This is a genomic window from Streptomyces sp. CB03238 (assembly GCF_002099185.1).
Taxonomy (GTDB): domain Bacteria; phylum Actinomycetota; class Actinomycetes; order Streptomycetales; family Streptomycetaceae; genus Streptomyces.
Genome location: NZ_NBCN01000004.1, coordinates 422,341 through 435,352 on the forward strand (window position 1 = coordinate 422,341; position 13,012 = coordinate 435,352).

10 protein-coding genes are annotated in these 13,012 nt (G+C 70.4%); 8 read left to right on the forward strand and 2 right to left on the reverse strand.

Annotation, left to right across the window (positions count from 1 at the left end):
* Positions 1 to 103: 103 nt before the first annotated feature.
* A complete protein-coding gene (locus BKD26_RS09200; RefSeq protein WP_179166477.1) occupies positions 104 to 658 on the forward strand; it encodes an RDD family protein in 555 nt (184 codons plus the stop codon).
* A gap of 112 nt (positions 659 to 770) precedes the next feature.
* Here the strand turns inward: BKD26_RS09200 and BKD26_RS09205 are convergent, their stop codons facing one another.
* Together BKD26_RS09205 and BKD26_RS09210 are read right to left on the reverse strand one after the other, a co-directional pair.
* On the reverse strand, positions 771 to 1,568 hold the full coding sequence (locus BKD26_RS09205) for an FHA domain-containing protein (RefSeq protein ID WP_241518582.1): 798 nt from the start codon (positions 1,566 to 1,568) through the stop codon (positions 771 to 773).
* A gap of 167 nt (positions 1,569 to 1,735) precedes the next feature.
* Complete coding sequence (locus BKD26_RS09210) at positions 1,736 to 3,367, reverse strand: serine/threonine-protein kinase (RefSeq protein ID WP_084897322.1); 1,632 nt, start codon at positions 3,365 to 3,367, stop codon at positions 1,736 to 1,738.
* A 290-nt stretch (positions 3,368 to 3,657) separates the two neighbouring features.
* Between BKD26_RS09210 and BKD26_RS09215 the strand changes: the two genes are divergently transcribed.
* From BKD26_RS09215 to eccCa, 7 genes are all read left to right on the forward strand, one after another.
* Positions 3,658 to 4,002 (forward strand): hypothetical protein, encoded by a 345-nt coding sequence (locus BKD26_RS09215; protein WP_084897323.1) that lies wholly within the window; start codon positions 3,658 to 3,660, stop codon positions 4,000 to 4,002.
* Between the two features lie 68 nt (positions 4,003 to 4,070).
* Positions 4,071 to 4,373: a hypothetical protein gene (locus BKD26_RS09220; RefSeq protein WP_084897324.1), complete on the forward strand. Its 303-nt coding sequence runs from the start codon at positions 4,071 to 4,073 to the stop codon at positions 4,371 to 4,373.
* A gap of 49 nt (positions 4,374 to 4,422) precedes the next feature.
* Entirely contained in the window at positions 4,423 to 4,791 is a 369-nt protein-coding gene (locus BKD26_RS09225; protein WP_084897325.1) for a hypothetical protein, read from the forward strand.
* Between the two features lie 17 nt (positions 4,792 to 4,808).
* Positions 4,809 to 6,218 carry a hypothetical protein gene (locus BKD26_RS09230; protein WP_143662626.1) on the forward strand — a complete coding sequence of 470 codons (1,410 nt, stop codon included), beginning with the start codon at positions 4,809 to 4,811 and terminating at the stop codon, positions 6,216 to 6,218.
* Positions 6,218 to 6,574, forward strand: coding sequence for a hypothetical protein (locus BKD26_RS09235; protein ID WP_084897327.1), 357 nt, complete (start codon positions 6,218 to 6,220; stop codon positions 6,572 to 6,574). Before BKD26_RS09230 ends, BKD26_RS09235 begins: the two co-directional genes overlap by 1 nt.
* A gap of 41 nt (positions 6,575 to 6,615) precedes the next feature.
* The gene (locus BKD26_RS09240) at positions 6,616 to 8,934 is read left to right on the forward strand and encodes a hypothetical protein (RefSeq protein ID WP_143662627.1); all 2,319 of its coding nucleotides are present in this window, start codon (positions 6,616 to 6,618) and stop codon (positions 8,932 to 8,934) included.
* Positions 8,935 to 9,049: 115 nt separating this feature from the next.
* Positions 9,050 to 12,997, forward strand: coding sequence for a type VII secretion protein EccCa (eccCa, locus tag BKD26_RS09245; RefSeq protein WP_277622358.1), 3,948 nt, complete (start codon positions 9,050 to 9,052; stop codon positions 12,995 to 12,997).
* Positions 12,998 to 13,012 lie beyond the last annotated feature (15 nt).

Here is a 13,012-nt window from a genome sequence, read left to right on the forward strand (position 1 = left end):
CGAGGGCACACCAGCTCATGAAGCTGTGGCTTGGCGTGTTGCGCTGCCGTTGCGGCCCTCGTGACAATGAGCGACGAAGGCCACGGTGGCCGGAGGAGAAGACGTGGAAGACTCTCAAGGTCGGTTCAGGGAACATGGCCCAGCGGGGACGACACACGAAGAACTCCTGCGTCAGCAGCGCTTGTTGGCGACTCAGCTGCGAAGCGCCGCAGGCACCCCTGCCGGCCCTTGGCTGCGGCTGCTTGCGCTGGTGATCGATGTGGTGGCGTGGCTAGGGGCGACGGCCGTCCCGATTCTTCTCACCGGCGGGATCGCCAAGCTGTTCGGTTTCGATGCGGGAGAGAGCGGCTCGGGGCCCCCGGCACTCGCCATACCGGGAGTGCTCATCACCATGGTGATCTTCTGGGGTTACGTGCCGATCTGTACGCGCCTTTGGGGGGCGACCCCGGGAAAGCTGGCGCTGCGCCTCCGAGTGATCAACTACACCACGGGGGAGCCGGTGACACCTGCCAGATCCTGGGGTCGCTTCCTGCTGCACGCCCTGTTCGCCGTCACGTGCTGGGGCATCCTGTTGCTGATCGACCACTTGTGGGTGTTCGGCGAGGAAGGCAGAACCCTGCACGACAAGGCGTCGGGGACCACGGTGGTGCGGATCTGAGCAGGGCGCACAATGGCCGGAAACGGTCCGTGGAATTCACGCCGGCCCCCCGCACATCCCACGCGGCCCACCGCCGTCGCCGTATGCCCACCGGCGGAAGCAGCTTCCCCCCTCAGACATCGCCCTCGCCCAGAAGGCGCAGATCCGGCGGCACGAGCGTGGTACTGACCAGCAGTTCCTGGATGAGGTTGTGGTTGAGCGAGTTGCCGACCGGCTCGCCGACCTCTTCCCGGGTCAGGCCGGCCACCCCGTGGGCGGACAGGCGGATACGGACCCGCTCCACGACGTTCGCCGCACGGTGCGGGTTCCAACCGGGCTGCCCGGGCAGCGCGTTGAGGTCGTCGGAGACCTGTCGCCACGACTGGGGCTGCGGATACGCCTCCTGGCGCAGGTACCGCTGCGCCAGGGCGGTGAGGACAAGGCGTTCGTCGAGAGTCAACTCCCATGCGCGGTGCTGGCGCGTGGTCTCGTGCGGCGCGGCCGTCATCGCCGCGGAGCGGGCTCCGATGATCCTCACCTCGAGCAGGTATTCCCGCCCGGTCGGGCTCGGGATGAACAGGGCGCTGTAGCCCCGCAACACCTCTTCCTGCCCCGACAGCAGCAATCGCGTACCGGGCAGCTTGATCGGCAACTGCCCGTCGTTGCGCAGCCACCAGTCCGTACCATCACAGGTGACCCGGCCGTGGATGCGGCTGACGTGGGGATCGTCGGTGCCGATGCAGACGTGTACCTCGGGTTCGTTGCGACCGAAGAGCAGGCTGAAGTGGCGCCGTGGCGTCGACATGACACCGCCGGAAGCGGCCAGTACGTAGATCGTGCCCGCCGGGGCATCGAGGCGCGCACCGACGAGGCTGGCGACGGACGCGGGGAGAAGTTCCACGCGGTGCCGCCCTGAGTTCTCCGCCTTCATGCACGACATGATCAAGGAGCGCGGGCGCCGCGTCCAGACCGGTTCCACCTCGGCGTACAGAACACGACAGCCTGGAGAGCCGCACGACAATGGCTGCCGGAACCCTGGTGGGCAGCGGTCTCGGGCGCACTGAGCATGGCCCTGCGCGGCAGTCGACGGTCGGCGGCTCAGGGGCAGTGCACGAAGGCGGTGACCGCCCGGTCGTTCTGCTCCGGGGAGAGGTTGGTCGACGTCCAGCTGTTCACATGGGCCAGTTGCCTGCCGTCCTGGTCGAGCAGGGAGACGGGGTTGCCCCACGTGCGCACGGACGAGACCATGAATTTCAGTCCGCCGAGGTCGATGGTGCCGCAGCTCGGCGCGTACCCCATCCAGCCCGTGCCGTCCCAGCCCTCGAAGATGCACGTGCGGCCGTAGGGACAGGCGTCGTAGCCCGCCGTCTGCCCGCTGCTGACGAGGGCACCTGCTGCCTCCCCGGAGGATGGAGCGTCGGGCTTCGGCCGTCCGGTGTCCGGTGCAGGGGTGGACTTCGAGGGCCGGTTCGCGGGTGCAGCGGATGAGCCTTCGGGCTCGGGGCGTTCTTCGCCGTCGCCGGGGCGCTGCCGTGACGGTGAGGCACTTGTGCTCGGCCGCTCGCGGTCCCGGCTCTCGCTCGGGGTGGGGGTCGGCGTACCGGTGGAGGGGCTCGCCGATGCGGATGCGGACGGCCCGGCCGTGACCCGTTTGCCGCGCGGCAGCAGGTCCACTGCGAGCCAACTCCCCGCGCCCGCCAGCAGGACGGTGGCCGCCGCGACGGCACCGACGAGCGCGCGGCGACGTCGGGGCCGGGCCGTCCGCGGGCCGGTGTCCTGCGGAGTCGGCGGGTACGGGGCGGCCGGCTGCCCGGCCGGTGGTGGCGGCACCGTCGGCGCGCCGGCCGCCACAGGGGGCTCGCCGGTGGGGACCTTCCCCCAAACCCGTACTGGATGGCTGTGTCCGGCGGCCGCCAGCGTGCGCAGGAGGTCGCGGACCTCGTCCGCACGCTGCGGCCGCTCGCCCGGGTTCTTGCTCAACAGCTGCAGCACGAGGTCGTCGAGTTCGGCCGGAAGGTCCGGGCGCAGGCTGCGCAGCGGCGCCGGCGGTGTCTGGGTGTGCTGCTGACGCATGGCACCGAGGCTGGAACCGGGAAACGGCGGCCGGCCGGTGCACAGCTCGGCCAGCAGGCAGCCCACCGCGTACAGGTCGGAGCGGGGATCGGCCGTGATGCCCGCGAAGCGCTCGGGCGCCGTGTAGGCAAGCGTTCCGATGACGATCCTCGGATCGGTCCGGGTGCGTTCCTGCGCCGGGCTCTTGGCGATGCCGAAGTCGACGAGCTTGGCCCGGCCGTCGGCCTGGACCAGGACGTTCGCCGGCTTGACATCCCGGTGGACCACGCCCCGGTCGTGCGCGGCGGCCAGGGCGGCGCAGATGTGCTCGACCCACGTCAGGGCCTGGGAGAGTGGCGGCAGCCCGCGCCGCAGTACGGCGTCCAGCGGCTCGCCGTCGACCAGTTCCATCACCAGATACAAGCGCTGTCGCCCACCGGATTCAGCGACGCCGTAGTCGTGGACCGTGACGATGTGCGGATGGTTGAGTCCGCCAGCGGTCAGTGCCTCGCCCAAGAACCGCTCAGCGTGTTCCGGGCTGCCTTCCTGGTCGGCGACCTTGAGGGCGACGGGGCGTTGCATACGAGTGTCCCGGGCTTCCCAGACCGTGCCGAAGCCCCCCGACCCCAAGCGCCGGATCAGCCGATACCGGCTGTCGACCACTTCGTGCGGCTGCATGTATCGCTCCCCCAGTCGGCACCGGCTGCTACGTCTGCTGCGCGACGCGGCCTGTCATCCGCGGCAAGGGAGCCTATCCGGGACACGATCCGGCCCATGAGGCGCCCGCACAAGTCGCGCCGCGCACCCGTACGCCGTGCCTCGCGGGACCGGTCCCGACACGCCGTCGGTAGCTTGCTGATGAGCGCCACCGGCACAGCGAATGACGGCTTGAGCCACAGCTTCACGAGGTCGAGCCGGCCTTCCGTAAGGCAATCCACGGTCCGTCCGCAGACGACAGGAGGAACAAGGTGAGCTCGGAGTACAACGTCAATGTCAACACCGACGTGCTGCGCGGCATCGAAGGGATCGTCAACGACGCCTTCGACCGCATGACCACGTCGGCCAAGACCATCGGCGCGCAGAGCGACGCGGTCGGTGTCGCCTACCGCGGCTCGGGCACGGCCACCGCGATGGACACCTACACCAACCTCTCCGGCGCCGCGCAGGCCCTCGGGGAAGCACTTTCAGGGCTGCGCGACGACATCGGTCTCACCGGCGAACACGGCCACGCGACCGATCAGGAAGCACAGGCCGCGACGGCTCGCGGCGCGGGGATCGGCGTCGAGCAGGGAATGCGGCACACGGCGGTGTAGCAGCGTCGGGGCCGCTTGTGCGCGACGGCCCCACAGATCAGCAGTCCGGACATTCACGAGGAGATCCCATGGCAGGCGGCCACTATCAGTTCAGCGACACCGGTCTGTCGGACATCCAGTCCGTCGGCCGCACCCAGATCGAGGAGTGCAACGCGATCTGGCAGGACGTGATCACCCGGATCCAGGCGCTCTTCCCGAACGGCGACATCGACGCCGGACTCGCGGGCGTACTGGCCGAGCGTAACGACAAGTACGTCCAGGACGTGACGCGTTACGCCGATGACCTCGGCCTGCAGAACACCGCGATCGGCAACGTCCGCGACATCGCCCTTGAAGGCGGCGCGGCGATGCGCCGGGCAGCGGCGCTCTGACCCGGCCACGACGGGACGGAACAGCACAGTGCATCGGGGGACAGTGACGATGACAGACGACGGAGTTCAGCATCTGAACGCCGCGGCCGCGCGCGGCACACAGCGTGACGCGGCCGGTGCGGAGGGCCTTGCGGCGCTCAAGGAGAGGTTCGCCGAGATCGCCTCGGCGGGCACCATGTTCGGACGCGTGCCCAACGGCGCGGCGGCCGCGGCCGCCTTGGAAGAGGCCGCGCGCCGGATGCTCGAAGAGCTCGAGCGCGCGGGCGTCTCGGTGCAGAACGTTGTCAACAACGCGGGTGTCGTCGCCGGGATCGCCGACGCCACGGACGAGCTCGCGGAACTGCAGGCGCGTTTGGCCGTGCCGGACGGGCCTCCTGGAGCCGGGGCGGGCCCGCCCGCTGACGGTGGCGGGCGCTGAGGGGTGACGTGACCGTCATGAGTGACGACTTCGAGCAGACCGTACAGATCGTGCACAGCGCCGACCACCTGGCGATCCGCGCTGCGGCGGGCGCCTGGATCGCGCTGGCCGCCGCGGCCCAGCAAGGCCAGGACCAGCTGAGGGGGGCCGCGCAGCGGACCACCCAGGAGAAAGGCGAAGGCCTCGCCGAGCTGGCCACGCGCCTGGAAGCCCTGAGCAGTTGGGGCGGCGGCGCGTCCGACGTGGCGATGGCGATCGGCCGTCAGCTGCAGACCGCGGGCGACGCCACGGCGGTCGCCGCGGAGCGGGTCATCAGCCTGCAGGTGGAGTACGAGAAGCAGTCCCAGGGGGCGCAGAGCGACGCCGGTACGGGACGGCAGGAGCAGGAGCGGCAGCTGCTGGGCGAGGAGGCCCGCAAGGTGCTGCGCACCCTGGACTCCGAGTACGGCCGGGTGACCGGCGGGGGCGCGCCCACGGCTCCTGATGTCGGCGCGGCGTCGGCGGACGGTGGCGACGGTCGGGGCACGGCTGACGCGGCCCGGCCCGCAGCCGCGGGCACTTCGGCCGACGGCCCGTCGGTCGCGGCGCCGAACGGCAGCGAGGTCGGGGCGGGGGCCTATCCGCATGCTTCGGTGGTCGGTCCCGAAGGCGGGGAGTTCGCGGGCTGGGTGACAAGTCCGAGCACCGGATTCCTCGTCGACCCCGTCACAGGGCGGGAGTTCGACCCGGTCACCGGCCGTTGGATCGACCCGGTGACGGGCCGCCCGTTCGGCGCGGTGACCGAGTACGCCACGCGTCTGTCGGGCCTGGGCGACGGCCCCGGCGCGCTGGCCCTGGTTACCGGGGTGGGGCTGGTCGCCACGGGCGGCGCGGGCGTCACGAACGGCGGCCTCGGCAGCTTGTACGGCGGCGTCGTCCCACCCGGCGTGGGCGCCGCAGGCCCGACCTCGGGTCAGGTCTCACAACAGGCGCTGCGCAATCTCGCACACCGGGCGGAGGTCGCCAATCGCTTCGCCCAGCGCGAGGCGGCCCTGGGCGGGCGACCGTACATGCCGCCGCCGGGGGCCGCGCACTGCGGTGCAGCGCGGGGGAACGCACCACGTGGCGGCCCCGGCCGTACACCTCTGCCGGGTGCGGGCGGAGTATTCAGGGGCGGCGGCGTGCGAACGGCGGACGCCCTGGCGCGCCACGGCTTGGCACCCCGCCCGGCGCCCGCACCGCCCGCGCCCTCCGCTGCCCACGCGTCCGCCGCCGACCGGCGCCCGCAGCAACGCCGTTCCGGCGGCGATCTGACCGAAGACCCCGACGTCTGGTCCAGCGGCCGCACAGCCACCCACGGCACCCTCGGCGAAATAGGACCCGCCCCCGGGCGCGGGCTACGACCCGGCCCTGGGCCCGGCCCTCAAAACGGAAGGCAGAATCCCTGATGCCCGACGACGGCCTTGAATACCTGCCAGACGGCCTGCGTGAAGGCGGCCGCGGCAGCTACCTGTGCGCAGACGAGGCGGACGAAGCACAGCAGCGGCTTCGGTCGATACGGGCAGACGCGTCGTCGTGGGGCGGGGCCGAGGAGTTCGTAGGGTCAGTGAACGAGACACGGGACGTACAGGCTGGCGGCGTACAACGTGCTGCAGAAGAGCGCGAGTTGATGGGCAGAGGCGCCCATCGGTCGGCGGGCATCGGGGAGGCGACGGACGCCGATGCCTCGGCTGCGGTGACCCAGCGCGGGGCCCCCGGGCAGGAGGCCAGTGCCCCGGCCCGGATCGTCGCTGACGGCATGTGACGGCATACATGGTGACCGATGAGAGGGGACCGATGCCCAGTGTGAGCTTCACGCGTGAAGAGATCGTCAAGGCCGCAAACGTCGACCCGTGGGACGTCGCCCAGGGCTTCGACCAGGAGGTGAGCGAGCCGGAAATGGCCGCCGCTTCGCGTGCCTTCGCCGAAGCGGCGTCGTCGGCCGGCGACGCCGGGAAGACGGCACGCCTCGCCTCGGCCATACAAGGAGAGTCGGCGCAGACCGACTGGATACCTCATCACGACCCCGAGGAGAACATCCGGATCACGGACCAGTCGCTGCAAGGAGGAGGCACGGACATCGAGGTCACCGCCCACCGCCTGAACCAGGCGATGGGCTTGGCGATCGAAACGCAGGACGAAGTGACGCGACAAGAGGAGAAGCTCACCCGGCTCTTCGCCGAGCGCGTGGAGGCAGCACATAGGGCACTGAGCGAGCACTCCGCCGCACAGGGCGGGCCCCTGGCCAGATCCGCCGAGCAGGACGGCATGGCCGCCGCTGCCACCGCTGCCGCCGCAGAGGCAATCAGGAAGCAGTACCTGGACCTGGCAGTCCAGGACGCCCACAACGCCCACACCGCGATGCGGGACGCGATCGGCCACTACCGATCTCAACTGATGAAAATCGGAGCCGACCTCAAAGACCACGGCTACGACGTCGCGTACGGGCCGCACAGGGACATGTGGTACGGCGAGGGAGCCGCGGAATATCAGGCCGAGTTGACGCGGGTGGAGGCTAACCGCGACATCGCCGACCCGGCCGGTGTGCAAGAGGCCGTCGGCCCGCTGAAGCAGATGATGGAGCAGGTCAGGAACGGAGAACCGCTGAGTCCTGCCGAGCGGGCGTACCTGATGAGGTACTTCAACACGCTGCGGCCGGAGGATCTGCGGAACCTCGGGAATCTCGACGCGCAGGTCTCCTCCACCGAGGACTTCTTCAACGCTCTGGTGCAGATCGGGGACGCGCAGAGCACCATCGCGAACGGCATCAACGCACTGACCAACCAGGCGATGAACGTGGAGCAGGGCGTGGAGACGGCGGATATTCCGCAGTCCGTCGCCCATTTCGTGCACGCCTACGACGCCAACATGTTCCTCGGAATCAGCCAGCAGGGGGATGAGGAGGCCCGCCGCAGAGTCGATGAGTTCAATGCTTTCGGAAGCCTCATGGGGCAGTCCGACCTCGCTGGAGGTAAACGGTTCAGCGCCGACTTGATCGGTGCCGCGGTCAGTTTCCAGGAGGCCGTGGAAGCCGGGAACGCAGAACTGGCGACAGACAGTCAAAGCGGGACGACCGTCCAGGTCGACAACCCGCTGCGTAACCACGGAAGCAGCGGCATGCTCCACGCCGCCGCACTCAATCAGCCGGCTGCCATCGGTGCCTTCGCCGACACCGAGATGACCAGCCGCCTTCTCGGGAAGCAGTGGGCCGACAGCGCCGGGGTGGCCGAACTCGTGCGGTCGGCCGCCATCCAGGCCCCGGGCGACGAGGGCCTGGCCCATCAGCAGCGCGATGCCACCAGGAACATTCTCAGCCAGACGGCTCGGCACCCCGACCTCGTGCTGGGCGACGGGATGGTGCAGGGGAACGCTGTGCATCCCGTGAACCACGACGCCCTGCAGACTGCGGTGGTGGACACCGCCATTGCACACATAGGGGACCTGAACACCCCGGGCGGCGGCCGGATGGGTTTGCCCACGGCCGAGCAGGAGCAGCTCTTCGAATTCTTCGCGAAGACCGAGCCGGGCACGCACGAGCGGTTCAAGACGCAGGTGGCGGAATGGGAGCGGCGCCAGATTGAGCAGCTCCTGGAATCCATTCCGCATAAAGCGAACCCCGCTCACGGGATGGAGGTGCAGCGGATCGTGGACGAGGTCGGATTTGTGGACGGGATGGTGGCACACGGCGAGCGCAAGGCATACGAAGACGTGATGCTTGACGAGGACGACAGCCGGGAATTCAAGCAGAAACTCGCCACGGGCGGGGCGAAGGCCCTGGTGGGGGCAGTTCCCATTGTGGGAGGCGCCTTGAGTGAAGGCGTCGACCTGCTTGTTCCCGAATACGAACAAAGGGTCAAGGACCAGATGGAAGCGCGGAATCGCGAGGGCGTCCACACCGGCGATCTGGCCATCCGCCAACTCGCCGCCTCCGTGGCGGAGCAGAACCGGCTGGACGCCCACGCGCCCGCGGAGCGGCGCCTTAACGGTTCAGAGGTACTGCTTCCGAACTTTCGCATGAACCCAGGTCGTCTGGCTCCCGAGCTGAGGGACATGGAAGTCGTCCATAAATACAGCGACGAGATGGAGGACATCGTGATCAGACGCGCACAGTTCGCCGGAGGATGAGCGGACGACCGACCGGCGTTGGTGTCCCTTCCGTTAACCGTCACACCGGGTCGAAGGAGCCTCAGTGACCCACGGCACCCTGTTCCATCGCCCTCCGCGGGTATCCCAGCCCGCCGTGCCTCAAGGCGATCTGCCCCTCCGTCCACCCCCCGCGCTCCCGCACCCCACCACCTCCAACGTGTGGTTGATAGCCCTGCCCGCGCTGAGTGGGCTCGGGTCGGTGATGTACATGCTGACCATGGGGCGGGGCCCCCTGGGATACATCGTGGGGACGATGTTCCTCGTGTCCTCGCTGGCCATGGTCGGCGGATCGCTGATCCGAGAGCGGGGGCAGGGCAAGGGACAACTGCAGGCCGAGCGGCGAAAGTTCCTGAGGTATCTGGAGCGGATGCGGGGCCAGGTGCGCGCGACCGCCCAGGCGCAGCGGCAGGCCCTGCGGTGGGGAGCGCCCGCGCCTGACACTCTGTGGGCCGTTGCCGAGAGCCGTCGGCTGTGGGAGCGGCGGGCCACGGACGAGGACTTCGGGGTCGTGGGGATCGGCACCGGGCCCCGCTATCTGGCGACGCCGCTCGTGCCGGGGGAGTCCGCGCCGGTGGAGGACCTGGATCCGCTCAGCGCCACCGCCCTCAAGCGCTTCATCAGCGCGCATTCCGTCGTACCCGACCTGCCCGTCCAGATCGCCCTGCGGCGCTTTGCGTCCGTGCGCTGCACGGGCGGCGCCGACGACGACAAGGAGGCCGTGCGTGCGCTGATGCGGGCCATCGTGCTCCAGGCCGTCACCTTTCACGCACCCAAGGACCTGCGGCTTCTCGTGTGTACGGGTGATCCGGACGCGGGCGACTGGGGGTGGGTGAAGTGGCTGCCCCACGCCCGCCTCGAGGACGAGTTGGACCATGCCGGGCCGGCACGGGCCGTGCATCCCACCCTCACGGGTCTGGAGGACATGTTGGGTGCCGAGTTGAGCCGGCGGACCCGGTTCAGCAGGGATGCCGAGCCCGATCCCGACCTGCCGCATCTGCTCGTCGTCCTCGACGGAGGCCTTGCCCTGGGGGGAGAGGCGGTCCTGGACCGCGGCGGGATGCAGGGTGTCACCGTGCTCGACGCCGACGGTGCCGCCGACGCGCTGACCGAAGCGCATGGAATTCACCTCGAAGTGAGCGGCGAGGGACGGCTGTTGGTGCTCGGGCAGGGGCCGCTGGGCGAGGCCGACGAGGTGGGGCGGGCCGATACCGTCTCCGTCGCCGAGGCGGAGGCCTTGGCGCAGCAGCTCGCCTCCCGGCGGCTCGACACCGCGACCGCCCGCAGCGGCGACCTCGGCAGCGCCGACACCACCCTCCCGGCCCTCCTCGGCATCGCCGACCCCGCACGCCTCGACCTCGAACAGCTGTGGCGGCCGCGACCGGTGCGGGACCGGCTGCGCACACCCATCGGGATCACCGACGACGGCGGCGTCATCGAACTGGACATCAAGGAGTCGGCCCAGAACGGCATGGGACCGCACGGGCTGCTCGTCGGCGCCACTGGGTCCGGCAAGTCCGAGCTCCTGCGCACCCTGGTGATCGCGATGGCCGCCACACACTCCACCGAGCAGCTGAACTTCGTGCTCGTCGACTTCAAGGGCGGCGCGACCTTCACCGGAATGGCAGGGCTGCCGCACGTCGCCGCGGTCATCACGAACCTCGAGGACGACCTGGGCATGGTGGACCGGATGCAGGAGGCCCTGTCCGGGGAGATCAACCGGCGGCAGGAAGTGCTGAGGGACGCCGGAAACCTGCAGAACGTCCGCGACTACGAGCGGGCCCGCCAGCGCGGGACGCCCCTCGCACCGCTGCCGAGTCTGTTCATCGTCGTCGACGAGTTCTCCGAACTGCTGGCTCAGAAACCGGATTTCGCCGAGCTGTTCGTCCAGATCGGGCGCCTCGGACGGTCTCTCGGACTGCATCTGCTGCTCGCCTCGCAGCGCCTGGACGAGGGGCGCCTGCGCGGCCTCGAGGCGCATCTGTCGTACCGCATCGGACTGCGCACCTTCTCGGAACAGGAGAGCCGCACCGCGCTCGGCGTGCCCGACGCGCACCATCTGCCCACCGCGCCGGGCCACGGTTATCTGCGCACCGACACCACCACGCTGCGCCGCTTCCGCGCCGCGTACGTGTCGGGCGCGCACCGCCCGCACGAAGAGGGGCCGCTTGCCCTCGCGGGCCCGGTGACGGTGCGTGCGTTCCCCGCGGCATATGCCCCCGTACCCGCCGAGCTGCGCGCCCCCGAGGGGCTGCCCGCCCTTGACGAGGAGCAGGAGGGGGACGGTGAGGCCGAACCGCGGTCCACGGTCCTCGGCGTGCTGGTGGAGCAGATGGAGGGCCAGGGCCCGCAGGCCCACCAGGTGTGGCTGCCGCCCCTGGACGAACCGGAGACCCTGGACGGCCTCTACCCGGACCTCGCCGTACGGGAGGGGCGCGGCCTGGGCGCCGACCCGGCGCGGCCCACGCTCGAAGCGCACATCGGCATCGTCGACCGACCCTTCCACCAGCGGCGCGACCCGCTGACCGTCGACCTGTCAGGCGCCGGCGGCCACTTGGCGGTGATCGGGGGCCCGCGCAGCGGCAAGTCGACCGTGCTGCGCTCCCTCATTGGCGCGCTGGCGCTGCGGCACACACCGGCCGAAGTGCAATTTTACTGTCTGGACTTCAGCGGCACCCTCTTCGCCATGTCGGGGCTGCCCCACGTGGGGTGCGTGGCGGGACGGGCGGACGCCGAGGTGGTCAACCGCACCGTCGCCGAGGTCCTCGAGGTCCTGGAGCAGCGCGAGGCGCGCTTCAGGGAGCTCGGCGTGGACGCCATGGCGGACTATCGCAGGCTGCGTGCCGAGGGCACGGCGGAGGACGCCTTCGGCGACGTGTGCCTGGTCGTCGACGGCTGGCAGGTGCTGCGCCAGACCTACCCCGACCTGGAGGCCACGCTGATGGCCGTGGCCGGGCGGATGCTGACGTACGGCATCCATCTGGTCGTCACCGGAAACCGCTGGCTCGACCTGCGCATGGGCCTGCGCGACCTGGTCGGCACGAAGATCGAGCTCAAGCTCGGAGACGCCCTCGACTCCGAGATCGACCGCAAACTGCAGCGCACCGTGCCCTCGGGCAGCCCAGGCCGCGGTCTGAGCCCCGACCTGCAGCACTTCCTGGCAGCGATGCCCCGCCTGGACGGCGAGCGCAGCGACACCCGACTGGCGCAGGGCATGGCCGATCTGGTGGCCCGGGTCGCCGACGCCTGGCCGGGGAGCCCGGCACCCAGGGTGCGGATGCTGCCGCGGCAGTACCCCCTCGCCGCCGTGCCCGCCGAGGCACGGGCGCGCGGCGTGGTCATCGGCGTCGAGGGCAACCGCCTGGACCCGGTGGTGTTCACGCCCGGCGAGGACCACGGGCTCATCGCGATCGGCGACAGCGAGTGCGGCAAGACGACCCTGCTGCGCGCCGTGGCCCACCAGGTCGTCGACGCCTGGCTGCCCGAACAGGCCAAGCTTGTCGTCGTCGACCACCGGATGAGTCTGCTGCGGGAGTTCGACGGCCCGAGCCTGCTCGGCTACGCCACCAACCAGAGCCTCACCGAGGAGATCGTCAGCGGTCTCGTCGAGGGCTTCACGCGACGGCTGCCCGGCGCCGACGTCACCCCCGAACAGCTCCAGGACCGCTCCTGGTGGCGGGGCCCGGACATCTACGTCCTCGTCGACGACTACGACCTGGTGGCCACCGCCGCCGGGAACCCGCTGCGGCCCCTCCTGGAGTTCCTGCCCCAGGCGCGCAGCGTCGGACTGCACCTGTACGTCACCCGGCACTCCGGCGGGGCGGCCCGCGCCACCGGCGACCCGCTCCTGGCCCGGATGCGCGAACTGAACTTCCCCGGCGTGGTGATGAGCGTGCCCAAGGACGAGCAGCCCTTCTGGGGCCAGCGCCCGACCCGCCGCTACCCCGGCCGCGGCCTGCTACTGCACCGTCGGCTCGGCACCGTACCGGTGCAGCTGGCGCGCCAGGACCGGCCACGGCCCGCCACCCCGACCACCGCCCACTGACCGGCACCGCCCCAA

Bases quoted from the DNA above. Each gene is read 5' to 3' on its own strand.
- BKD26_RS09230 (WP_143662626.1), top strand. From the start codon at position 4,809: ATGAGTGACGACTTCGAGCAGACCGTACAGATCGTGCACAGCGCCGAC.
- BKD26_RS09225 (WP_084897325.1), top strand. From the start codon at position 4,423: ATGACAGACGACGGAGTTCAGCATCTGAACGCCGCGGCCGCGCGCGGC.
- BKD26_RS09235 (WP_084897327.1), top strand. From the start codon at position 6,218: ATGCCCGACGACGGCCTTGAATACCTGCCAGACGGCCTGCGTGAAGGC.
- BKD26_RS09220 (WP_084897324.1), top strand. From the start codon at position 4,071: ATGGCAGGCGGCCACTATCAGTTCAGCGACACCGGTCTGTCGGACATC.
- BKD26_RS09205 (WP_241518582.1), bottom strand. From the start codon at position 1,568: ATGAAGGCGGAGAACTCAGGGCGGCACCGCGTGGAACTTCTCCCCGCG.
- BKD26_RS09210 (WP_084897322.1), bottom strand. From the start codon at position 3,367: ATGCAGCCGCACGAAGTGGTCGACAGCCGGTATCGGCTGATCCGGCGC.